The following is a 23,455-nucleotide window of genomic DNA, read 5'->3' as shown; positions in this document are numbered from 1 at the left end:
TTAAAGCGTCTTACTTTAAAAGGGAAATTGCATTACGATACAGTTGTATTTTTATGCAACCAGATCGCTTGATGAACACAAACACATTGCTGGACTATGACCCCAAAGAAGAACTGATTAATGCCTATAGTCATGGGGCTGGCGCAGTACTGGCTTTAATTGCCTCAATCTTTTTGATCATCAAAGGCTATGGCCTACCTTTAGGACAATGGATCAGCTTATGGGTCTATGGCTTTAGCTTGGTGCTATTACTGAGTAGTTCCATGCTGTATCACTTTGCCCAAGACGAACGTAAACGCTATTGGTATAAGAAACTGGATCATACCGCGATTTACTATCTAATTGCGGGCACCTATACCCCTTTTCTCAGTATCGCCATTCCGACCGCTAAGGCGCATTACTTACTGATCGCCTTATGGGCCATTGCCCTGATCGGGACGTTGTTCAAACTGGTCTTCATTCATCGCTTCCAAAAGCTATCTTTGGCCGCCTATTTAGTCATGGGTTGGCTGGCTGTTTTGGTGATGGATGATATGCAACGTTATCTGTCTAAAGAAGCGGTACAACTGCTGATTGCAGGGGGATTGGCTTATACCATCGGCACATTGTTTTATGCCTTAAAAAAGGTAAGATATACCCACGCAATTTGGCATGTTTTTGTGCTATTAGGCGCAGGGTTACACTTTTTGGCAATCTACTGTTATGTATTATAAGTCCATATATAGCATTAAGTTTTCGAAGTAAAACTGCACATTCAAAAGGAATTTTCAAGACAACCGCTATTCTGTTTCTTGAATGAATAACATGAAGGTCTTGTATGTCGTCAAGCACTACGACTGCCACCCCAGAAGTGGCCAGCAATTCAAAAGTACGGGTATTATTTGCCAGCCTTGTCGGTACCACGATTGAGTTTTTTGACTTTTATATCTATGCCACAGCAGCAGTACTGATTTTTCCACACTTATTTTTCCCTGAAAGTAGCGATGGCGCTGCGGTGCTCAAGTCACTGGCGACCTTTGCGATTGCTTTTATTGCTCGCCCGATTGGTGCTGCAGTTTTTGGACATCTCGGTGACCGAATCGGACGCAAAGCCACATTGGTTGCAGCCTTGCTCACGATGGGGATTTCAACCGTGTGTATTGGCTTATTACCGACCTATGCACAAATTGGTCTTGCTGCACCGCTATTGCTCGCCTTATGCCGTTTGGGCCAAGGTTTAGGTTTAGGTGGTGAATGGAGCGGCGCGGTACTGCTTGCCACTGAGAATGCACCAGAGGGCAAGCGTGCTTGGTATGGCATGTTTCCACAACTCGGCGCACCAATCGGTTTCATTCTTGCAACAGGTTCCTTCCTGCTACTCAATGCCTTTATGTCTGAACAAGCATTCATGACATGGGGTTGGCGTATTCCATTTATTGCAAGTGCAGTGTTGGTTTTGGTCGGTTTATACATCCGTTTAAAGTTGCATGAAACCCCCGCTTTCCAGAAAGTATTAAACAAGCAAAAAGAAGTGAATGTACCGTTTAAAGAGGTCATGACCAAGCATTTACCAATGCTCATCCTCGGTACGATCGCAGCAATCTGTACTTTTGTGGTGTTCTATCTCACCACCGTATTTGCCTTAAACTGGGGCACCACCAAGCTCGGCTATGCCCGTGGTGAATTCCTAGTATTGCAGCTCGTAGCGACATTATGTTTTGCTGCCTTTATTCCCCTATCTGCAATTTTTGCAGAGAAATTTGGCCGTAGAAATACATCAATTGCGGTATGCATTCTTTCAGCCTTGTTCGGACTGTGTTTTGCACCACTGCTCGGCTCAGGTAGCCCAATTCTGGTGTTCTTGTTCTTATGTATCGGTCTTTCGATTATGGGCTTAACCTATGGTCCAATTGGAACCGTATTGTCAGAAATCTTTCCAACTTCAGTTCGCTATACAGGCTCAGCTTTAACTTTTAACTTGGCAGGTATTTTCGGCGCATCCTTTGCACCGTATATCGCAACCAAGTTGGCAGAAAGTTATGGCTTAGGTGCAGTTGGTTTATATTTAAGTTTGGCTTCGATTTTATCGTTGATCGCATTTTTAATGATACGTGAAACCAAGCATGATGATGTAAATAACCAAATTTAATCATTATTTTTCAGATGATCTGTGAAAAACACACGCTCAGATCATCTGAAATACCATTTAATTTCATAGTTTTTATCTTATAAAGTTGCGCTTAGGGCTGCATTCTTCCAAATATTTTTTGTGCTAAAATAACCGCCTTCATTTTTTTTTAGACGATTGTGTTATGTACGCAGTGATTATCGTTGCCGTATTTTTAGTCAGCTTTTTGTATACCTACTTACGGGGTAAAGAGCGCTTAAAAGCATCTCGACAATTATTTGACCATTCGACATTTTTAGCACCGATCAACATGTTTATGACGGGCTTTTCTAAGTTGCCGAATCAGGCTTTCTTCGATGTGGCACAGTTCCCAGAACTGAAACCATTGCAGGATAACTGGCAAGTGATTCGTGAAGAAGCAATTCAACTGCAAAATCAAATTAAAGCTTCTGAAAAAAATAATGATGCTGGCTTTAATACCTTTTTTAAACGAGGTTGGAAACGCTTTTATCTGAAATGGTATCAAGATAGTCATCCATCTGCACATCAACTCTGTCCCAAAACGGTGGCGTTACTGGAAAGTATTCCATCCGTCAAAGCGGCGATGTTTACCGAATTGCCTTCTGGCAGCTACTTAGGTAAACACCGTGATCCCTATGCAGGTTCGGTACGCTATCACCTAGGCTTAGTCACACCAAATAGTGATGATTGCTTTATTGAGGTTGATCAAGAACGTTATAGCTGGAGAGATGGGGAAGCCACCGTCTTTGATGAAACCTTCGTACACTGGGCTGAAAACAAAACCGATGAGACTCGTATTATCTTGTTCTGCGATATCGAACGTCCTATGAAATGGGGTTGGGCACAAAAGTTTAATTACTGGTTTGGTCGTAATGTCATGTCTGCGGCAAGCTCACCCAATGATGATCAAGATAAAACTGGCTTTATTAACCGTATTTTTAAATATGGCTATGCCGTGCATCACTATGGTCGTGGTTTAAAAGAGCGTAATCGCCCACTTTACTACGTATCGAAGTGGCTGCTTTTTGCTATCCTGATTGGCTTAATTTTATTACCTAGCTTTTTATAATAAAATTCTTCCATAAAAAAGAGATGCAATTGCATCTCTTTTTTATTTCAAACAAATTGAAATTAATTTGCTTTAGCAGTCTGTGTACCTGCAGTTTGTGCCGCAGCCGCATTGGCCGCCTGAACAGCTGTTTCACCGATTAAAGCAATCTTAGCTTTCTCTTGGCTTTGTGCTGATAATGCAGGGTTTGCTGCCACAATACGGTTAATATTTGCTGAGTTTGCAGGTGCGATTGCAGCCGTTTGCAATACGATTGGGCGGTTGCCTGTATCACCTAAGGTATAGCGAATGCCAGTACGTGGGCTAATCACAGTTGTTACTTCACGCTTGACTTGTGCTTCAGCTGTATTGGTACCTTTTGCTGCCAATACTTTATCCACAGTTGTGGTTTGTGGTGCATCGTCTGCAAATGCAAAACCAGATACCGCCGCAGTTGCCAAAATTAAAAGTTGTAATGGTTTTTTCATTGTCTTCCCGCTTTTAATGCGAACTCAATCAAGATCTGTAAGTCCAATAATGAAACTACAAAGCGTGCTTGGACTCAAGTAAATTCTCGTAAAAAAAGCAGAGGCTGATGCTCTGCTTTTTTATTTCAGCTTAAATCAAGTCATGAACTTAGATTTTACCGTGACATTGTTTGTATTTAAGACCTGAACCACATGGACAAGGCGCATTACGACTTTCTGGTACTGGGAATGCATTTTCTGTCACTTCAGTTTCTTCAAAAGCAGTGACTTCACCTGTTAAACCATCAACATCATCATGCTCGAAAGACAAACGCATTGATTCAGCCTGACGTTGTTGCTGTGCTTCAAGTTCTGCTAACTCTTCTGCTGTAGGCACATGCACACGAGAAAGGTCCGTCACGACATCAGACTTGATCACACCTAACATATTCACAAACAGGTTAAAGGCTTCTTTCTTGTATTCTTGCTCAGGATTTTTCTGTGCATAACCACGTAAATGAATACCTTGACGCAGATAATCCATCGCCGCTAAATGATCTTTCCAATGGCGATCAAGTGAATTCAACATAAAGTGACGTTCAAGCATTGCTGCTGATTCATCCCCCATTTGTTCACGGCGTTGACGATAGCGTCCAAGCACCTCGTCAGTAATACGCGCAATCAAACCTTCCTCATCTAAACGACGATCTTGGTCTAGCCATTGCTGTACTGGTAAGTCAATGCCTAAATCTGCATGTAAAGCATTTTCCAAACCTTCGATATCCCACTGATCATGCACCGACTCAGGGGGAATAAAGTCCGCAATTAAGCCCTTCACCACTTCTTGATGCATTTCTTCGATGTAATCTTGTAAAGTGCTTTCAGCCAATACTTCATCACGTTGCGAATAAATAATCTTACGTTGTTCGTTGTTTACATCATCGTATTTCAATAAGTTCTTACGAATATCAAAGTTACGTGCTTCAACTTTACGCTGCGCATTCTCGATTGAACGGCTGACCATTTTGTGTTCAATGGCTTCACTTTCTTGTAAGCCCATTGCACGCATCATAGCAACCACACGATCACCCGCGAAGATACGCATCAAGTCATCTTCAAGCGATAAATAGAAACGAGATACACCTGGGTCACCTTGACGACCTGCACGACCACGTAACTGGTTATCAATACGACGTGATTCGTGACGTTCAGAACCAATGATATGCAAACCACCCGAACTTAAAACGTCTTCGTGATCTTTTTCCCACTGTGCTTGTAAGCGTGCTTCATCTTCAGGCGTTGAATTCTCGATTTTCGCAAGCTTGGCTTTCCAGTTACCACCCAGCAAAATATCTGTACCACGACCCGCCATGTTGGTCGCAATCGTCACCGCATTTGGACTACCCGCTTGCGCAATAATATCCGCTTCACGTTCGTGCTGTTTTGCGTTCAAGACTTCGTGATGAATGCCGGCTTGTAGTAACTTAGAAGACAAGATTTCACTTGCTTCAATAGTCGCGGTACCAATCAAGATCGGTGCAACACCCTGCTGACGAATATTGGTAATTTCTTCAATAATCGCGGTGTATTTACCATTACGGTTTAAGTAAATTAAATCGTTATGATCCTTACGAACCATTGGACGATGCGTTGGAATAATGACAACATCTAGGCCATAAATTTCTTTCATTTCCGCAGCTTCAGTATCTGCAGTACCGGTCATACCTGAAAGTTTTTTATACAGACGGAAATAATTCTGGAAGGTTGTCGTTGCAAGGGTTTGGTTTTCAGGTTGAATTTCCATGTTCTCTTTGGCTTCAACCGCTTGATGCAAACCTTCTGACCAGCGACGACCCGGCATGGTACGACCGGTACTTTCATCCACAATAATGACTTCTTCTTTCTGAGTCTGTGGATTAACGCCAATGATGTAGTGCACATTCTTTTGATAGAGATAGTGTGCACGAATCGCTGCAGTGACATGGTGAACTAAATTCAGGTTAGTCGCTGAATAAAGACTCTCGCCTTCAGCCAACAAGCCCATTTCAATCAGTTTTTGCTCAACCGTTTCATAGCCGACTTCAGTCATTTCAACTGAACGTTGTTTCTCATCGACCCAGAAATGCCCACCATCAGCCACTTTTTCTTCTTTCTGTGGACGTAATGTTGGGGGAATATTATTAATGAGCTGATAAAGATGAGATGAATCTTCACTTTGGCCAGAAATAATTAATGGCGTACGCGCTTCATCAATGAGAATTGAGTCGACTTCATCGATGATGGCATAGCTTAAACCACGCTGCTTTTTCTCTTGTAGAGAAAACACCATATTGTCACGTAGATAGTCGAAACCGAATTCGTTATTGGTACCGTAAGTAATATCAGCAGTATAGGCTTGTGCTTTTTCAGCAGGCATTTGCATGGAGTAAATCACACCAATGCTGAGCCCTAAGAATTCGAATAATGGACGGTTTAACTCAGCATCACGTTGTGCCAAGTAGTCGTTCACCGTAATCACGTGAACGCCTTGACCACTTAATGCATTAAGATAACAAGCCAAAGTACCCATCAGGGTTTTACCTTCACCTGTACGCATTTCGGCAATTTTACCTTCGTGCAAGGTAATACCACCAATCAACTGCACGTCATAATGGCGCATGCCCATGACACGTTTTGCTGCTTCACGACACACCGCAAACGCTTCTGGCATTAACTTATCTAAACTTTCGCCATTACTAAAACGTTGTTTGAATTCTGGAGTTTTTGCAGAGAGGTCTGCATCGTTAAGAGCAGATATCGTCGGTTCAAGCGCATTAATTTGTTCAACAATTTTACGCATGCGTTTGAGCTCGCGCTCATTTTTTGTACCGAAGATACCTCCGATCAGACTTGCCAACATGAATAAACTCTCTAATCCTGTTTGTTATAAGGTTTGTCAATTTCAACAAACCCTAGGTCGGTTAATTTTTTCTTAGCTGTTATTATGGAGTCAGAAATAAGAACTACAAGTGCTTTGCATTCAAACAGGCAAAAAAATCTGCGAGGCGATTCTGACATCACACAACCAAAGAGCGTTAATGTAGCAAATTTGCATTTAACTTACATCGATTTGAATGTGTATTTCTGATCATTTTTTAGCATCACCACTTACTCATATCCAAAAAATTCATAACAAAATAAAAAAACAATCTTTTTATTTATAAAGAGAATACTGCATATTGAATGGAGATAGAAAACATAAAGAATGTATAGAGGACTGATCATGACATTACGTTTAGGCGACATCGCCCCAAATTTCCAACAACAATCAAGCCAAGGCGATATTGATTTCTATGGCTTTTTAGGGGATAGCTGGGGAATCCTTTTTTCCCATCCTGCCGACTATACCCCAGTCTGTACCACGGAACTTGGCTATACCGCAAAGCTAAAAGATGAGTTTGACAAGCGCGGCGTGAAAGCCATCGCCCTTTCAGTCGATGATGTTGAATCACATCAAGGCTGGATTCAGGACATCAACGAAACACAGAACACCACGGTCAACTTCCCGATTATCGCGGACAAAGACCGTAAAGTTTCTGAGTTGTATGGCTTTATTCATCCCAATGCCAGTGAGACTTTAACGGTACGCTCATTGGTGATTATTGACCCGAACAAGAAAGTTCGTTTGATTATTACCTATCCTGCATCGACAGGTCGTAATTTTAATGAAGTATTGCGCGTGGTAGATTCACTACAATTGACCGATAAGCACAAAGTGGCGACTCCAGCCAACTGGCAACATGGCGAAGATGTGGTGATTGTACCGTCATTGAAAGATGAAGAAGAAATCAAACAACGCTTCCCGAAAGGCTATAAGGCCGTCAAACCTTATTTAAGACTCACGCCACAGCCTGAGTGATGCCGATTTTTAAACTTACCCAATGAGTTCTTTGGGTAAGTTGTCCTAAAAATAAAGTTATCTAAAATCAGCAAAGCTCCAACACTGATTTGTTGAATGATCAAAAGATATATCATATTTTCCATTTTTTAGACTACAAGCTTTATAATTTTCTATCCTATCTCTATCTCTAGATAACCAACCGCTATCCGATTGTCCACTTCCTAATGTCATCTTATACTCTCCTTTTATCTTTGTCCGCCAATAGACATTCACAGGATAAGCACAGCCATTTCTAAACTTAAACCATTGTATATTACCATCTTGCTTATCCCATGCGAAATTTATACAACCACTTTGAGATGGCACATTGATGCGTTCTGTTTTGGGTTGGCTATTAGAATTTGACGAGCTATTATTTTGCCCACTACTTATGGTCGTTGGTGTATTACCATAACTGTTATTTGAGCCACTACCTGAACCAATTGTTCCATAATTACCATTCGATGAAACCATTCCATAGCTTGATTGACGTTGTGCACGTTCCATCGCAGCTTGTTGTTCTTGTAGCTGTTGCATTTGTTGATCTTTGATCGCTTGCTTTTTACGTGCTTCTGCTTCGCTATGCTGACGACTTTCCAATGCCACCTGATTTGTAAGTCCACTTAGTTCTTCTGGACTAGCTAAAGCAACTTGTGCACCTAAGGCGTTATTGCCTGTTGAATGGGCCACGGCTACTCCAACGGCTGTTTTAAGTAGCCCAGTTAAAAATGAAGCTCCTACTGAAGAAGTTTTAGCCGATGGGGTTGGGCTTGAAGCCATATAAGTTGGAGTAGAGCTAAATGGAGTATATGTTGATTGATCTACACCATTAACAAACCTTATTGTATTTCCACTAGCTGTGAACTTTGTACCTGTACTAATTGAATCATTTAAAAAATCACCCTCATAACGATCGCCATTAACATAACTAAGAACACCTCTTCCCTCTTTTTTATCATGAACCCAATCACCCTCGTAACGACTACTATCATCAATGAACATCCCTTTTCCATGCCTTTCATTGTCCACCCAAGCACCCATATAACGATCACCATTTAACCATTTATATTCACCTTTACCCGTTCTCTTACCATCAACCCAATCGCCATCATAACTTCCCCCATCTGACCATATATATTTCCCCTTTCCCTCTGGATGATTATTTACCCAATTACCCTCATAACGATTCCCAGACAAATATTGATATATTCCCTTTCCTGTTACATTTCCCTCTAAATATTCCCCCTCATATCGACCCCCTGCCATTCCCGATTTATACCATTGTAAAATCCCATAACCATTTGCATAACCACTTGGACATGTTCCACTCCATGTAATACTTTCATTCGAAGCGGGATTGGCATTCCAAACCTTGCAACCCTTTTGGTCAGCAATCCATTGACCTTCTGCAAAGGTAAGTTGTGAGCAAATACAAATTCCTCCTAAAAGTCCCAAAATCATTACAATCTGTTTAGTCTTGTGATTTTTCTTATAAGTTTCAATCCTTGTTTCCATGTTTAGAGCTCCCAGTAAACTTAATACGTTAACGTTACTCAGGAATGCTCAACAAATCTATTCCATATACAAGGAATGAAAATTGTCTTATAACTTTGTTATCAGTTAAGAATTACATTTTATGCTCTAACTAAAAACTTTTATAATCAACTAATTACTGGAAGTGAAAATAAATCCATTGGTATTTCTGAATCAATCGGTTATAAAAATAATTCGATCCGCCACACAATAAAAAAAGCACCATGATCTACAATATCCACCATCTACATTGTGGCAGCTTCTGCCCGACTTGCGCACCACTGTTTGGACAAAAAGGCTGGAAAGCACATCTGGTCTGTCATTGTCTATTGATTGAAACTGATCGCGGTTTAGTCTTAATTGATACAGGCTTAGGGCTCCAAGACTATTTGCATACTGAACAACGCTTGGGCCGTTTACTCAAACAATTTGGCTCGATTGTGCCAAATCTAAAACTCACCGCTATTCAGCAAATTCAAAAACTCGGTTTTAACCCCAGTGATGTACAACATATTTTTGTGACCCATCTGGATTTTGATCACGCAGGCGGAATTTCGGATTTCCCCAATGCCACCGTGCATCTCTTAGCCGCCGAGTTTAATGCCACTCAATCCCTCACAGCCAAAGGCAAACTTCGCTATAAAACAGAACAATTCAAACAGCACCGCCATTGGAACTTTGCTGAACACAACGACGGCGAAGCATGGTTTAATCTACAAAAAGTCCAAGGGCTTCCGTTATTTCAGGATGAAATTTTAATGATTCCCTTGATCGGACATACCGCTGGACATTGTGGTATTGCCATCAAAAAAGCGGATGGTTGGATGCTATTTTGTGGTGATGCCTATTACACCCATTTGGAGCTCAATCCTAAAAATAAACTCAGAGCCTTAGATTTCACTGAACGCTTATTGGCTGAAGATAATCAACTGCGTTTGCAAAACCTCAAGCAGTTACAATATCTCGCTCAACATGAACCAAGCATTGAGTTAATTTGTGCGCACGATCCCGTCGAATTCAATCGTTATCAGTAATATGAAAAAAACACTCCTTGCCCTCACCCTGATTTCTACACTCAGTGTAGGCGGATGCATGAAGCATTCAAGCCTCAATGATGAACAACGTCCAAAAAACTGGGGAACACTGATTTCACAGCAGCATAATTTTTATCAAATTAGCAATGATGTCTTTCGTAGTGATCAGCCCAGCAATGAGCTCATTCCAAGCCTAAAACAATATAATATTGATACGGTCATCAATCTTAGAGCCAGAAATGAAGATGCCAAAGTTTTAAAAGATCAACCGTTTAATCTAGTGCATATTCCGATTTATACATGGGCCATCAATCGTCAATATCTATTGCAGACCATGCAAGCGATTCAAACAGCCAAAGAAAAGAATCATAAAATTTTAGTGCATTGCTACCATGGTTCTGACCGTACTGGTGCAACGATTGCCATGTATCGGATTATTTTTGAAAACTGGTCAATAGATGATGCGGTCAAAGAGATGAAACAAGGAGGCTATGGCTTCCATGTGATCTGGAAAAACATTGACCATTTATTTACACCTGAAAATGTAAAATGGATTCAACAACAACTGTCTAATCCATCTGGCTAAACATTGAAAGTATTTTGGAAGAAGCTCTATTTATTTAGTAGATAGAGCTTATTAAAGATGCTAAATTGTCCAGTCATCATGAATCAACCTGCACAATATACTGCTCAAAATTGCATGATCACCAAGCAAGTTTTACTTCCACCTTCTGGTTTTCAAAAGCTGAATGAGTCAACCAGACCTTCAAAATTTCAGAATCACCACCATCGCTATCCGTGACCAATAAGAACACTTCCCCATCAGATCTCGACTCTAACCAAGTAATCCCTTCAACTTTAATTACTAGCGTTTTACCTTCTTCATCTTGAATCAAATGACTGGATAAGGCTTGGCCATCTGGCGAAAACAGCAAAATAAAACTACCCAGCACATCACCATCATCATAGGTATTTAATGTTTGCTCAACCGCTGCCGTAGCTACTATTAGATTTTTATCCACAAAAAAATAGGCATCAGAAATCCCACTTGCAGCACCCTCAATCTCAGGCAAGTTGAGATTAAGCGAGTTGATAAGCGCATTTTCTAACGATTTTCCTGCTTGAATTTTAGCTAAATCAAAGACTAAAACACCATGATGGCGATTAATATTGCCACGTTGAAAGATATACAGATGACGATGGTCTGAACAGATAGCTTCTATATTGAGATCTGCTCCACCCGTTAATTCAACGCTGTTTTGCAAAAAGTGATAATCAACTGCATCCAGAAAAATGCGGATTTGATTGTTAGATGGATTATAAAGTAATGCTTGTTTCCGATTTTCGGTAGAACCTGATCCCATCACCAGTAGTTGCTGTTGACCATCCAAGGTTATGCAACTTAATGCTTCAAAATCAGGCTTTTTTGCTTTGCTCAATACGCTAAGTGATATTTGCTCAGACGACTCAGATAACGGAACTTTTTCAAAAACCGTTGCACTGGTCAGATTATTGTTTCGATTGGTTTTTAATAAGTACCGAACATCGTCACCAACAAAATAAACATCATCCCCTATACAGGCAACACCAGACAGTGCACTCACATCGGAATCTTGTGAAAAAATAAATCGTTCTAATATTCTGATCGCTGTATTCATGATCGCGAGTCCCCTATTTAATTTTGATGGAACACTCACAGCATCAATAAAGCCTGTGATGTGTTCCTGATTTAATCTAGGGGATGATCAAGGTTTATCGTTGGTCAAGCGGAACCCAATCAATCACCCAAGCAGATTTCATATTTAAGCTTTCATCCGTTGTGATTTTCTTACGCGTGTTATCCGCAGTATCACGATCCTTGGCAGGGCCAACCATAATCCGGATCCCTTTCGAGGTTTGACTGGTCGTTACCTTGTAGCCCTTGGCACGTAATTTCGATACAACGGCGTCTGCATTGGCTTGGTTTGCAGCCAAAGCCACTTGTACCATCCACTTTTTATCGCCATTTTCCATCAGATCGCGTGCTTTCTCAGCCTCAGCTTTCTTCTTGCTATCTTCGTCAGCTTTACGTTTCTTCTCATCAGCAGCTTTTTTCTCTGCTTCTGCCTTACGTTTATCTTCTGCTGCTTTCTTGTCAGCTTCTGCTTTGCGTTTATCTTCAGCGGCTTTCTTATCCACTTCTGCCTTACGCTTATCTTCAGCAGCTTTCTTCTCCGCTTCCGCCTTACGTTTGTCTTCTGCTGCTTTTTTGTCAGCTTCGGCTTTACGTTTATCTTCCGCTAACTTCTTATCAGCATCAGACTTTTGTTGATCTGTTTTCTGTTGTTCGGCTCGCTTCTTTTCATCCGCAAGTCTTTGAGCCTTGGCTTTCTCATCTTCAACCAATTCAGGTGGAATATTATCCGAGCTTTCTTGAGCTGCCGTACGACGTGCATTAATCGCTGCATATTCTTCTGCAGCTTTACGTGCTGCTGCTGCTTCGGCCTGTTGCTGCATCTTTAAGAATTCAGCTGCACGCGCTTCTTGTTCTGCCACCGCTTTTTCACGTGAACGACGCTGTTCTTCCAGCAACCGCTTTTCTGTTTCCACATCGACAGCCAATGGTTGCAATGACACCATTTCGCTGTCTTGAGCTGGCTGTGCCGTTTTCGGCTTAGACTCAGTTTTGGGAATCGGATGAGTAACTGGAGCTTGCGTGTGATCTTGCTCAATTTCATCATTGCCCTTTAACAGCAATGCAGCTAATAAAACACCACCACCGAGTAGAACAACGCCGCCCATCCAACGTTGTTTGTTATTCATCGACATTCTTCTAAATACTCCCAGACCGCTTCTAAGGTATGAAACGAACCACAGACTAAAATCAGCTGATTGTTATTACTTTGTTTCAGCACAGTTTCAAACGCTTGCTGGATACTGCCGAACTCGTATACCTGTTGCCCTTGCAATGCATCATGTATCTGTTGCACTGGTGCGGCTCTAGGCACATCTAAATTAGCAATAAACCAATCTTTTACTGTTGTTTTTAGTAAATCGGTGACAGAAGCAATGTCTTTATCTGCCAGCATTGAAAATACTGCAACAACATCTGTGTACTGTTTATTGTATTTTAAGAATTTTCGCAACTGCTTCAATAAAAATTCGACGCCATGCGCATTATGCCCAGCATCAAAAATCACGGTTTTATCTTGGATTTGTCGTATTTCAAAACGACCTTGTAAGCGTGCTTGCTGAATACCCGTTGCAATCGCTGCTTGCGAAACCTCAACACCACTCGCCAATACAGCGGCTACTGCAGTAGACATATTATCTAGCGCTAGTTGTCCAACAGGAAGCTGTAATGTGGTTCCAGAAGACGCAAATGACCAAGTTTGACCATTATCATTCTGCTGATAAAAATAATCTCGATTCAAGGCATATAGCTGAGCTTGAGTTTCAGACACTTTATCTTGAATGGCTTGCGGCAGTTGTTGCTGACCCGCGAAAACCACTGGAATATTCGGACGAATAATCCCTGCTTTTTCAAATGCGATTTTTTCTACGGTGTCGCCGAGCCAATCCACATGATCTAGGCCAATATTGGTAATTACCGCAATATCAGGATCAATCACATTGACCACATCAAGACGACCGCCTAAACCGACCTCAAGTACCCAAACATCACATTGTTGCTGTTTAAAAATCAAAAAAGCAGCCAAAGTGGTTGCTTCAAAAAAAGATAAACTTAAACCACATTCACGTCGTGCTTGATCAACCAGAACAAAAGCATCAATCAGACTTCGATCATCAACTTCAGCACCCGCCAACTTTACCCTTTCATTAAAACGATAAATATGCGGTGATTGATATAGCCCAACCTTATAGCCCTGCGCATTTAAAATCGCAGCCAAGGTTGTGGTGGTTGAACCTTTACCATTGGTGCCAGCGACGGTAAATACCTTCGCTTGAGGCTGCATCACCCCGAGCTTTTCAGCAACGGGAATGACGCGTTCTAAACCTAAATCAATGCCTGTAACATGAACATGGCCCCAATAATCGAGCCATGTTGTTAATGTGTCTGTTGAATGTGGAGCGAGTGGTTTCAAGGTAAATTCATCAGCTTAGCGACAAGTCTGTATACAGTATCACGTAATGCATGACGATGAACGATCTGATCGACCACACCATGATCAAGCAAATATTCTGCACGTTGGAACGGTTCTTCCAGTTTTTCACGTACAGTTTGTTCAATCACACGTTTACCTGCAAAGCCAATCATCGCTTTCGGTTCAGCAATATGTACATCACCCAACATCGCCAATGAAGCGGTTACACCACCGTATACAGGATGAGTGAGTACCACTAAGTATGGAACACGCGCTTCTTTCATTTTTTGGATTGCAGCCGCTGTACGCGCCATCTGCATCAAAGACAACATGCCTTCTTGCATACGTGCGCCACCAGAGGCAGCAAAACAGATCATTGGTTGATGCAATGCGATTGCGCGTTCAGCAGCCTGTACAAAACGGTCGCCAACGACGGTACCCATTGAACCCGCCATAAAATCAAACTCAAAGGCACACGCAATCAGGTCTAGGCCTTTCAACGAACCCTGCATCACCACAAGCGCTTCGGTTTCATCTGTTTTGTCTTGTGCTTCACGAATGCGATCTGGATAAGCTTTGCTATCCACAAATTTTAATGGATCTTTGGCGCTAAACTCTTGGCCCAGTTCTCCGTTCACCTGATCAAAGAACCAGTTCAAACGATCACGCGCACGCATATGTAAGTGCTCATCACACTGAGGACACACATAGGCATTAAATGACATTGCAGTACGTGTTACCAGCGCATGACACTCAGGACATTCAATCGTAGGCTCAGTAAAAGTCGATTTAAATATCTGCTGTTGATCTGCAACCTGAATACCAGGGACGTGACGCTCAGTCCAAGGTGTTGAAGGGTTAAGAACCTTCCCTGATGTTAACTCTTGACTCATACTAACTCATCGAGCGCAGCTCGAAGCTCCTTCACTTTATTCACCGTCTGTTGCGCAGCTTCATCCGCTGGCAATGTCGCAAAAGATTTAACGAAAGCACTTCCTACAATCACGGCATCGGCAACTTGACCCATCGCTTTTGCAGACGCAGCATCACTAATTCCAAAACCGACGCCCACTGGCACATTGGTCTTAGACTTAATTTTTGCAATACGCGCTGCTGCTTCAGAGGTATCTAACGTTGCTGCACCGGTCACACCCTTTAATGACACATAGTAAACAAAACCACTGGCTTGATTCACCACATGTTGAATACGTTGGTCGGTTGAAGTTGGCGCAAGCAAGAAGATCTGATCCATTCCATTTTGTTTAAGAACTTCACCTAATTGCTTCGATTCTTCTGGTGGTAAATCCACCAAAAGCACACCATCAACACCACAGTCTTTCGCATAAGCAACAAACTTTTCATAACCAATCACTTCAACAGGATTTAAATATCCCATCAGTACCACTGGTGTTGTTTGATCTTTTTCACGAAAGGTTTTCACCATATCCAATGCATCAAGTGTATTGGTTCCACCTGCCAAAGCACGTTCAGCAGCTAAAGCAATCACAGGGCCATCCGCCATCGGGTCAGAGAATGGGAGACCCAATTCAATCACATCGACCCCTGCTTCAACCATTTGATGAAGCAATGGAACAGTGACTTGTGGATGCGGATCACCTGCCATCACATAAGAAACAAGCGCTTTACGTTGCTGAGATTTAAGCTGTTCAAAACGAGTGGCAAGACGTGACATAGGATTATGCTTTCCTGATTTATATAAATTAAGGAGTTGTTTGTAGTGATACAAAAACACTGCATTGTAACGCTATTTTTTGTTCATTGAACAGAGTTTGACGTGATTGAGACAGTGAATCATACTACTTACAACAGCCTTGCTACATTTATCTATATTTTGAGTTTTTTCTCAATGATCAAAGCTTCCTAATTTTGGCCTGATCACACTGCATTTTAGAAATCAGCCCAGCTCCTTTATACTAGCCGCAATTTTTAAGTTTTCTTTTTATTTTTATGTCTGCCCACGCTCAGGAAAAAGTACAAAGCAATGCCCTTGCTTTGCTACCGCTATTGGTATTTTTGATCATCTTTCTCGGGAGTGGTGTCTATCATTCAATAATTGGGACAGAATTTGCCTTCTATCAAGTCAAAGCACCTGTTGCAGCCATTCCAGCCGTGATTTTGGCTTTATTGTTATATAAACAAAAACTGAATGCAGCAATTGAAGAATTTTTGCAAGGTGCCAGTCACCCCAATCTGATTCTGATGTTTATGGTATTTATGCTGGCAGGTGCTTTTGCCAGTGTCTCCAGTGCCATAGGCAGCGTCGATGCGACGGTACAGTTGGGACTTTCACTGATTTCAGCTGAATTTGTCTTACCCATGCTGTTTATCATTGCTGCATTTATTGCAACCGCGATGGGAACTTCAATGGGCACCATTGCAGCCTGTGCCCCGATTGCCTTTGGTTTCGCCCAAGCCACTGATATTGGACCCGTCTATGCCATTGGTGCAGTAGTCGGTGGTGCTATGTTTGGTGATAATTTATCGATGATCTCGGATACCACCATCGCCGCAACCCGTAGCCAAAATGTTGAACTTCGAGATAAATTTAGAGTCAATGTCTGGATTGCACTCCCTGCTGCCATTATTACCTTGTTGGTTTACATTTCGATGAGCCACGAGGCGGAAGCGATTCAATCAATCCCTTATGATATCTGGCTGATTTTGCCTTATCTGGCTGTGTTTTTCCTCGCTTTTACCCGCCTGCATGTCCTCGCAGTGCTGATGATCGGCGTGATTTTATCAGGGCTAATGGGCTTAATAGAAAAGCCAGATTTTGATGTACTGAAACTGAATAGTGCGATTTATGATGGCTTTGTCAGTATGTTTGAGGTGGCATTACTTTCCATGTTGTTGGGTGGACTATCGACTTTGATGCAAAAAGAAGGCGGTTTGCAGTGGTTGATCCAACGCATCTATGCCATTACACGCCTGTTTAAATTCGGTAAACAACGTGCTGGTGAATTAGGGATTAGCTTTCTGGTGGTATTTTCGAATCTATTCGTCGCCAACAATACCGTCGCGATTATTTTATCGGGTGATATGGCGCGTGAAGTGGCAAGAGAATATGGGGTAGATCCAAAACGTAGCGCGGCGTTGCTTGATATTTTCTCATGTGTGGTTCAAGGGATTATCCCCTACGGTGCGCAACTACTGTTGGCCTGTTCGATTGCCAAACTCTCACCTGTTGAATTGATTGGCAATATCTACTATTGCTGGATTCTTGCGGTTTGTGCGGTACTCGCCATTGTCTTTAATTATCCACGTTTTAAAAACCAATAGTAAGTTTGAGTTACTGATCAAATCCCACTCTCAATAACGCTTTAATTTACACCACATTTACTATCGTGACAGGCGACATGGATGTCGCCCGTTGGACTGGCCTTGCGCTGCATTTCAAAGCAGTGTTTGAAAATTTGCTTAGGATGTACCGTCAGTCCAACAGAGGATTTTTGTTACTTTTCATCCCTGAAAAGTAAGGGAAATATCAAACCCATCTGATTATCCATCAATTAAACAACCTTAGCTAAACTCACTTATTAATTAGAAGTTTGATTAGCAGTCTGATCTAAAATCTAAAGTGATTTCAAAAACTGCTTGGGCGTAACTCCTGTCCAACGCTTAAACGCCCGCCCAAACGCACTCTGATCCGCATAATTCAACCGCTCCGCAATTTCAGAAAAAGACTTCCCTTGCTGCAAATACAACTTACTCTGCTCCAAACGATACTGATCTAGCACATCCTGAAAATTCAGCTCATGGGCTTTGAGCTGACGTTGTAGCGTTCGTTCCGAACAATGCAGACGCTTCGCCACATAACTTTGCAATACCTCTTCCTGTTGCAATAAACCTTGCTCGATAAAGCCATGTATCTTTTGGCGAAATTGCTGCTGTTGGACTTCAAAAGAACTCACGCTATTCAATGAATGCTGCGCTTGAGTGGATAACACTTGGTTCAGTTGCTGGTCTGCGGCAATACTTTTTGCCTTTAAAATTTGATTGGAAAAGCGGATGGCGTACTGTCCCTGCTGAATTTGAATCGGACAACCATAGAACTTTTCAAAATGATAAAGCGCAGTATGCGGTGCATAGCCAAATTGGATCATCTGCGGTGGCACTAAAGCATCTTGCACAATCGACTGCGAAATTTTAAAGATCAAGGCCAGATTGAGCTCATACATTTCCCGATAATCACTATAGGATGCACTCCAAACAATTTGGATATATTCAGAGTATTGCTGTACATCGAGCTGCTCTAAATTGGTTTGTTTAAACACCAGCGAATAGTAACGTTGTAATAATTGCAAGGCTTGCTGTAGATCAATACTGGTCGATGCCAAATAGCCCATCAAACCTAAATCTTGTAAATTGGCATGCTCTGCCAATACCAAAGTAATCGGACGAGTAAAGTGTGCTTGAGCAGCCTGTAACAATAAGGCGTAACGTTCGACATCAAAGTCACGCTCATCGGGATTTTCCAGACAGGCTTGAAAGGCTTGCCAAAGTTCAGGTGCAACAACTTTAGACAAATCAATTTGTTCCTGTTGTAAAACACGATTAAACAAACGCAAATAGCCAATAATTATTTTAACTGACATGGGGCAATCTCATCCTGAGCTGTCGTTATTTGTATAAAACTTGGCTGTAACTGTCAAAACATTTCATCGGACTTTTTCCATACTGAGTACATGAAGAAAAACAAGGAATAGTCAAGATGAATGCACATGTTTCCTATCAAGTTGATCCTGTTGTCAGAACCAAACTGGACTTCCACCTCGACCAAGCGCCACGCTTCTGGTTTGGGGGGGATCCGTTCCGTACCCGTATGTTTGATGCTTTAAGCCTCACCTTCCCTGATGGCGAGCGCTACTTTATTGAATGTGTCCGTTTATTCCGTGACAAAATTGATGATCCAGACTTGCAGGAACGTGTGGCTGATTTTATCCGTCAGGAAGCACAACATGGTATTGCACATGACAAAATGAACCAAGTCATGAAAGATCAAGGCATGCCTGTAGACCAGTTCACGACGCGTTTAAAGAAAATTTTTCGATTTGAGCTGAAGAATCGCTCACCACAATACAACATTGCCATGACCGCAGCAGCCGAGCATTTAACCGCACTGATGGCAGATACCTTCTATAGTAAAAAAGAAACATTGGCAGAAGCAGATCCTTTTGTCCGTGCACTTTTTGCTTGGCATGCGATTGAAGAAATGGAACATCGTGATGTGGCTTTTGATGTGATGCGTGAAGTTGGCGAAGTGCCTGAAGCAACCCGTCGTTTTGCCTTAGTGTTCACGACGGTCATGATGTTTGGCTTTACCCTGTATCGTACCGATGTAATGCTTAAAACCGATGGTTTTAACCTAAGACAACGTTTTGATATGGCACGTAAAGGTTTACCGTGGTTCTTTGGTCGTAACGGTATTTTGACGGCGAAAAGAGCGCAATATAGCGACTGGTTTAAAAAGGATTTCCATCCAAATCAACATCCGGTTATTCGCCAATACGATGTCTGGATTGATACTTTAGCCAAGACCAATGATCCGATTGCAGCGGGTGAAGCTTTTTGGCAAGCGGGGCTTTAGTTCTATTTAAATAAAAATACCTTTAATCCTCCACCGCTATGCGGTGGAACGGGGAAAAAGTATTCTTTCTAGGATTTACTCACAACTATACAATACCTTCAGGTACTCCAGTCCCACCTGCTAACTTGCTAATTTTCCAACGGTTAATATCGTGGTACTCAAAATTAATTTCATAATCAAAGTTTGAGTCTATTACCAATAGAAATATACCTTTAGTTTTATCAAAGGCTGCAAGTAATTCTTGTCCTTTCATATTTATACTATGAAAGAAGTGTTTATGCTTCAAAACATCTATTATTTCTATTCTAGTTTCAAACACAAATGACGCTTTCGTTTCTGCAACTGAATTACTATAGGAAAATCTTAAATATGCTTTTTTCCACTGTGGTTCAATATCGATCATGAGAGTTATAAATTTTTTCGCAATCTCAACAACTAGTGGATTTGCATGATTATCAACCATCAATTCATCCTTCTAATATAAATTTACTAAGAAACATTATTTATCCTTTTTATCCACTATGCAGTGGAATTCTCCAGAGTAATATACTTCATGGTTAATATGAAAAAACAGACGCATATTTTTCATCACCACTTCGCATAATGTTGTTCTAACAAACCATATTGGCTATCTAATGACACCAACTCAACCTGCTCATGCGCAATCGTCCCACTGACTTTGGCTTGCCATTGATTAAACTGGCTGCCGATCAAACGCAGATTAATATTCTCAAAACGGCACCAGCCTGTTTCCACCATCAAATTCAAACATCCACCCAAAGAACGAATCGACCAAGTGTTTTCATTTTGCTGTTCAAATAAAACATCCGTCAGTGGATACAAACGTCCATTCACCCATAAAGCATTTTCATTGCCAAAACTTTCATTAACCCCTGAAGCAAGGTTAAGGCCAATACGACGGTCCTGCGCATCACGGAACTGGCAAGATAACCAGAACCAAGCCGTTTCAGGCCGTAGAAAACCACAGGTATCATCTAAAGCAGCAAGACTATGCGCATTAAATTCAATCTGTTGTCGATCAGGGCTGATAAAGCATCCCTCAACAGCTAAAGTGGTTTGCTTCTGGGTATAGGTCCAGCCATTAATTCCCGTCGGACTGCATAAACTGAGTGCATCCGTACCCGCACAAAAAATCCGTGCTTTTAACTGAATTTCGCCATGTTTAGTCACTTGGATATAACGCACGCCATTGGCATGTTGCATATCGAATTGATAAGCGGATTTTTTAAACGAACTTTGGCTAAATAAGGGTTGCTCATCCAACTGTGTTTTTAATGCCAAGGGTTGAATCGCATTCCACTCAATGACTTTTTCAGACTGATGATCATAGACATAGAAAAAACCATGACCTGCCCAAGATAAATCGACAATCGCGACCCCAATACTGTAATGCTCATGCTGCAAACCACAGAATTTAAATTTTTTATATTTAAGTTGTTTGCGCCAGCCTGTTAACACCTGTCCATAAGGCGTTTTATAAATATAGTCGTCCAGATTAATCCGCGAAGGGACTTGCTCAAAACGTCCATAACGCGGTTGACCATTGGCTTGTATCAAATCCATTTTATATTCCATGATTGCTAGGTCGCAGCTATGCTCATAATAGACTGTAAGTGATCAAATTTACTACTATTTTTACATGAAGAAGTGCAACTTAATTCACATTTTAACCGATAAATCCAAGCCCCTGACGAACCTTTTTAGCTCACAATTTCATCAAAGATTCATACAGACCTTTTATTTTAAAAAACAATCTTATACCACTCGATCAAAAACCATGATGACTCAACGACTACTAAAAGCAAACGTGCTCTGTCTCATGATGCTGGCTTTAACAGCTTGTAACGACAATGATGACAATAATGAGACACCAACCGTTGAACGCAAAAATCAAAATATCAACATCCTTGCGTTTAATGATTTTCATGGCAATTTAGAACCGCCAAAACGTTTTATTGAAGCAGATGATCCAAGCGATAACAGTAAAACCGTACGCATTCCTGTCGGTGGAGTCAGTTATTTTGCTGACGCTATCAAAAAGCTGCGTGCGCAATATCCAAACAATGCTGTCGTATCAGCAGGCGACTTGATTAGTGCTTCACCGCTCACATCCTCGTTGTTCTTGGACGAGCCCACCATCGAAACCATGAACGATATTCAGATTGATTTCAATGCGGTCGGTAATCATGAATTTGACCGCGGTACAGATGAATTACGTCGTTTGCAAAATGGTGGCTGTCAGCAATATACCAGTGCTAAACCCTGTCAGATCAATCCAAAATTTGAGGGTGCCAAATTCAATTTCTTGGCCGCCAATGTCTCGATGAAGGCAGATCCGAAGAAAACCCTATTCCCAGCCTATAAAGTTAAAACTTATGGCGGTATTCCAGTTGCCTTTATTGGTATGACCCTGAAAGCAACGCCAAGCATTGTGTCAGCGGCGGGCATTAAAGATGTCGACTTCCATGATGAAGCGGATACGGTCAATGCCTTGATTCCTGAGTTAAAAAAACAAGGCATTGAAGCGATTGTCGTAGTCGTGCATGAAGGTGTTGCACCTAGTACCAAGTTTAATAAGAAAACTTGTGATGGCCTCAGTGGCCCATTACTCGGTATCTTAGATCGCTTAGATCCCGCGGTCGATGTGGTGGTTTCTGGCCACACGCATCAGTCTTATATCTGTGACTATGCCACCAAGAATCCACAAAAACCGTTCTTACTTACTTCTGCGGGCCAATACGGCACAGCCATTACCAATATTCAATTAGAACTGGATGGCAAAACAGGTGATGTGATTAAAAAGGACGCCAAACAAGTTCCGATTCAAAGTGAAGCCTATAGCTCTGGCTCAACTACCGTAAACTTGACTGATCTCTATGAGAAGTTTAATAAAACCCCAAGTATCGAAGCAATTCTGGATAAATATCGCCAAGCCGTCACCACCATTTCAGCCCGTGTGGTCGGTACAGCCAATGGTGTCATTAATCGTAATGCTACCGAAAGTGGTGAAAGCCCACTCGGAAATTTAATTGCTGATGCACAACAGGCCATGGCACTAACAGCAAGTAATCAAGGTTCTGACTTTACCTTGATGAACCCGGGTGGTGTTCGTGCTGATTTGTTGGTGAATAGCAGTAATCAGATCATCTTTGGTGATGTATTTACCGTTCAGCCATTCGGCAATTCAATTGTGACACTAAGCCTAACAGGTAAACAGATCCGTGACGTGTTAGAACAGCAATGGTCAGGCGCAAACGCAGCCACAGTTCGTATCTTACAACCATCCAAAGAGTTCAGTTATTCATATAAGAAAGACAACTCGACTTCACCACGCGCCAGCAATATCTTGGTTGCAGGACAAGCGCTGAATGATAGTAAGGTTTATCGTGTGACGGTCAACAGCTTCCTTGCTGATGGTGGTGATAACTTCACGGTATTAAAAGAAGGTAAAAATCCAGTCGGTGGCGGACAAGATATCGATGCCTTAGAAAAATATGTGGTGCAACACTCACCGCTAAATGCACCGAAAACCGATCGAATCAAACTGATTCCTTAACTGTATACATAATAAAAACTGGGAAGCAATTGCTTCCCAGTTTTCATTTTATCTGT

20 protein-coding genes are annotated in these 23,455 nt (G+C 41.7%); 9 read left to right on the top strand and 11 right to left on the bottom strand.

Annotation, left to right across the window (positions count from 1 at the left end):
• Nucleotides 1-71: 71 nt before the first annotated feature.
• From A7P55_RS04010 to lpxO, 3 genes are all read left to right on the top strand, one after another.
• Nucleotides 72-713: a hemolysin III family protein gene (locus A7P55_RS04010; RefSeq protein WP_023271383.1), complete on the top strand. Its 642-nt coding sequence runs from the start codon at nucleotides 72-74 to the stop codon at nucleotides 711-713.
• Nucleotides 714-817: 104 nt separating this feature from the next.
• The gene (locus A7P55_RS04005) at nucleotides 818-2,128 is read left to right on the top strand and encodes an MFS transporter (protein ID WP_171551180.1); all 1,311 of its coding nucleotides are present in this window, start codon (nucleotides 818-820) and stop codon (nucleotides 2,126-2,128) included.
• A 163-nt stretch (nucleotides 2,129-2,291) separates the two neighbouring features.
• Nucleotides 2,292-3,197 carry a lipid A hydroxylase LpxO gene (gene lpxO / locus A7P55_RS04000; RefSeq protein WP_171551179.1) on the top strand — a complete coding sequence of 302 codons (906 nt, stop codon included), beginning with the start codon at nucleotides 2,292-2,294 and terminating at the stop codon, nucleotides 3,195-3,197.
• Between the two features lie 62 nt (nucleotides 3,198-3,259).
• On the opposite strand, the gene A7P55_RS03995 is transcribed toward lpxO, so the two are convergent.
• Both A7P55_RS03995 and secA read right to left on the bottom strand, forming a co-directional pair.
• Nucleotides 3,260-3,664 (bottom strand): hypothetical protein, encoded by a 405-nt coding sequence (locus A7P55_RS03995; RefSeq protein WP_171551178.1) that lies wholly within the window; start codon nucleotides 3,662-3,664, stop codon nucleotides 3,260-3,262.
• Nucleotides 3,665-3,812: 148 nt separating this feature from the next.
• Nucleotides 3,813-6,542, bottom strand: a complete 2,730-nt coding sequence (secA, locus tag A7P55_RS03990; RefSeq protein WP_171551177.1) for a preprotein translocase subunit SecA — start codon at nucleotides 6,540-6,542, stop codon at nucleotides 3,813-3,815.
• Between the two features lie 363 nt (nucleotides 6,543-6,905).
• Between secA and A7P55_RS03985 the strand changes: the two genes are divergently transcribed.
• Entirely contained in the window at nucleotides 6,906-7,541 is a 636-nt protein-coding gene (locus A7P55_RS03985; protein ID WP_004802824.1) for a peroxiredoxin, read from the top strand.
• Nucleotides 7,542-7,598: 57 nt separating this feature from the next.
• Here the strand turns inward: A7P55_RS03985 and A7P55_RS03980 are convergent, their stop codons facing one another.
• On the bottom strand, nucleotides 7,599-9,077 hold the full coding sequence (locus A7P55_RS03980) for a hypothetical protein (RefSeq protein ID WP_171551176.1): 1,479 nt from the start codon (nucleotides 9,075-9,077) through the stop codon (nucleotides 7,599-7,601).
• A gap of 242 nt (nucleotides 9,078-9,319) precedes the next feature.
• Between A7P55_RS03980 and A7P55_RS03975 the strand changes: the two genes are divergently transcribed.
• Together A7P55_RS03975 and A7P55_RS03970 are read left to right on the top strand one after the other, a co-directional pair.
• The gene (locus A7P55_RS03975) at nucleotides 9,320-10,129 is read left to right on the top strand and encodes an MBL fold metallo-hydrolase (protein ID WP_171551175.1); all 810 of its coding nucleotides are present in this window, start codon (nucleotides 9,320-9,322) and stop codon (nucleotides 10,127-10,129) included.
• A 1-nt stretch (nucleotide 10,130) separates the two neighbouring features.
• Nucleotides 10,131-10,715, top strand: a complete 585-nt coding sequence (locus A7P55_RS03970; RefSeq protein WP_171551174.1) for a dual specificity protein phosphatase family protein — start codon at nucleotides 10,131-10,133, stop codon at nucleotides 10,713-10,715.
• A 118-nt stretch (nucleotides 10,716-10,833) separates the two neighbouring features.
• Here A7P55_RS03970 and A7P55_RS03965 read toward each other — a convergent pair whose 3' ends face one another.
• The 5 genes from A7P55_RS03965 to trpA form a co-directional block, all read right to left on the bottom strand.
• A complete protein-coding gene (locus A7P55_RS03965) occupies nucleotides 10,834-11,787 on the bottom strand; it encodes a hypothetical protein (protein WP_171551173.1) in 954 nt (317 codons plus the stop codon).
• A 94-nt stretch (nucleotides 11,788-11,881) separates the two neighbouring features.
• Nucleotides 11,882-12,937, bottom strand: a complete 1,056-nt coding sequence (locus A7P55_RS03960) for an SPOR domain-containing protein (protein ID WP_171551172.1) — start codon at nucleotides 12,935-12,937, stop codon at nucleotides 11,882-11,884.
• Nucleotides 12,928-14,214 (bottom strand): bifunctional tetrahydrofolate synthase/dihydrofolate synthase, encoded by a 1,287-nt coding sequence (folC, locus tag A7P55_RS03955; protein WP_171551171.1) that lies wholly within the window; start codon nucleotides 14,212-14,214, stop codon nucleotides 12,928-12,930. Before folC ends, A7P55_RS03960 begins: the two co-directional genes overlap by 10 nt.
• Nucleotides 14,211-15,107 (bottom strand): acetyl-CoA carboxylase, carboxyltransferase subunit beta, encoded by an 897-nt coding sequence (accD, locus tag A7P55_RS03950; protein WP_171551170.1) that lies wholly within the window; start codon nucleotides 15,105-15,107, stop codon nucleotides 14,211-14,213. The genes folC and accD overlap by 4 nt, the downstream gene beginning before the upstream one ends.
• Nucleotides 15,104-15,907: a tryptophan synthase subunit alpha gene (gene trpA, locus A7P55_RS03945; protein ID WP_005149961.1), complete on the bottom strand. Its 804-nt coding sequence runs from the start codon at nucleotides 15,905-15,907 to the stop codon at nucleotides 15,104-15,106. Before trpA ends, accD begins: the two co-directional genes overlap by 4 nt.
• A 275-nt stretch (nucleotides 15,908-16,182) precedes the next feature.
• Here trpA and A7P55_RS03940 point away from each other — a divergent pair, with 275 nt between their 5' ends.
• Nucleotides 16,183-17,514 carry a Na+/H+ antiporter NhaC family protein gene (locus A7P55_RS03940; RefSeq protein WP_171551169.1) on the top strand — a complete coding sequence of 444 codons (1,332 nt, stop codon included), beginning with the start codon at nucleotides 16,183-16,185 and terminating at the stop codon, nucleotides 17,512-17,514.
• A gap of 293 nt (nucleotides 17,515-17,807) precedes the next feature.
• Here the strand turns inward: A7P55_RS03940 and A7P55_RS03935 are convergent, their stop codons facing one another.
• Nucleotides 17,808-18,830, bottom strand: coding sequence for an AraC family transcriptional regulator (locus tag A7P55_RS03935; protein WP_171551168.1), 1,023 nt, complete (start codon nucleotides 18,828-18,830; stop codon nucleotides 17,808-17,810).
• A gap of 116 nt (nucleotides 18,831-18,946) precedes the next feature.
• On the opposite strand from A7P55_RS03935, the gene A7P55_RS03930 reads away from it, so the two are divergent.
• On the top strand, nucleotides 18,947-19,822 hold the full coding sequence (locus A7P55_RS03930) for a metal-dependent hydrolase (protein ID WP_005206151.1): 876 nt from the start codon (nucleotides 18,947-18,949) through the stop codon (nucleotides 19,820-19,822).
• Between the two features lie 85 nt (nucleotides 19,823-19,907).
• On the opposite strand, the gene A7P55_RS03925 is transcribed toward A7P55_RS03930, so the two are convergent.
• Complete coding sequence (locus A7P55_RS03925; protein WP_241312102.1) at nucleotides 19,908-20,285, bottom strand: hypothetical protein; 378 nt, start codon at nucleotides 20,283-20,285, stop codon at nucleotides 19,908-19,910.
• A gap of 125 nt (nucleotides 20,286-20,410) precedes the next feature.
• Complete coding sequence (locus A7P55_RS03920; RefSeq protein ID WP_171551167.1) at nucleotides 20,411-21,406, bottom strand: DUF2804 domain-containing protein; 996 nt, start codon at nucleotides 21,404-21,406, stop codon at nucleotides 20,411-20,413.
• Nucleotides 21,407-21,623: 217 nt separating this feature from the next.
• Between A7P55_RS03920 and A7P55_RS03915 the strand changes: the two genes are divergently transcribed.
• Nucleotides 21,624-23,399 carry a bifunctional metallophosphatase/5'-nucleotidase gene (locus A7P55_RS03915; RefSeq protein ID WP_252727825.1) on the top strand — a complete coding sequence of 592 codons (1,776 nt, stop codon included), beginning with the start codon at nucleotides 21,624-21,626 and terminating at the stop codon, nucleotides 23,397-23,399.
• Nucleotides 23,400-23,455 lie beyond the last annotated feature (56 nt).

Origin of the sequence: Acinetobacter sp. Ac_5812 (genome assembly GCF_013072695.1) — a bacterium.
Classification (GTDB): Bacteria; Pseudomonadota; Gammaproteobacteria; order Pseudomonadales; family Moraxellaceae; genus Acinetobacter.
Note: the sequence above shows the minus strand (reverse complement) of the source record. Positions and strands in the feature narration are given on the sequence as shown.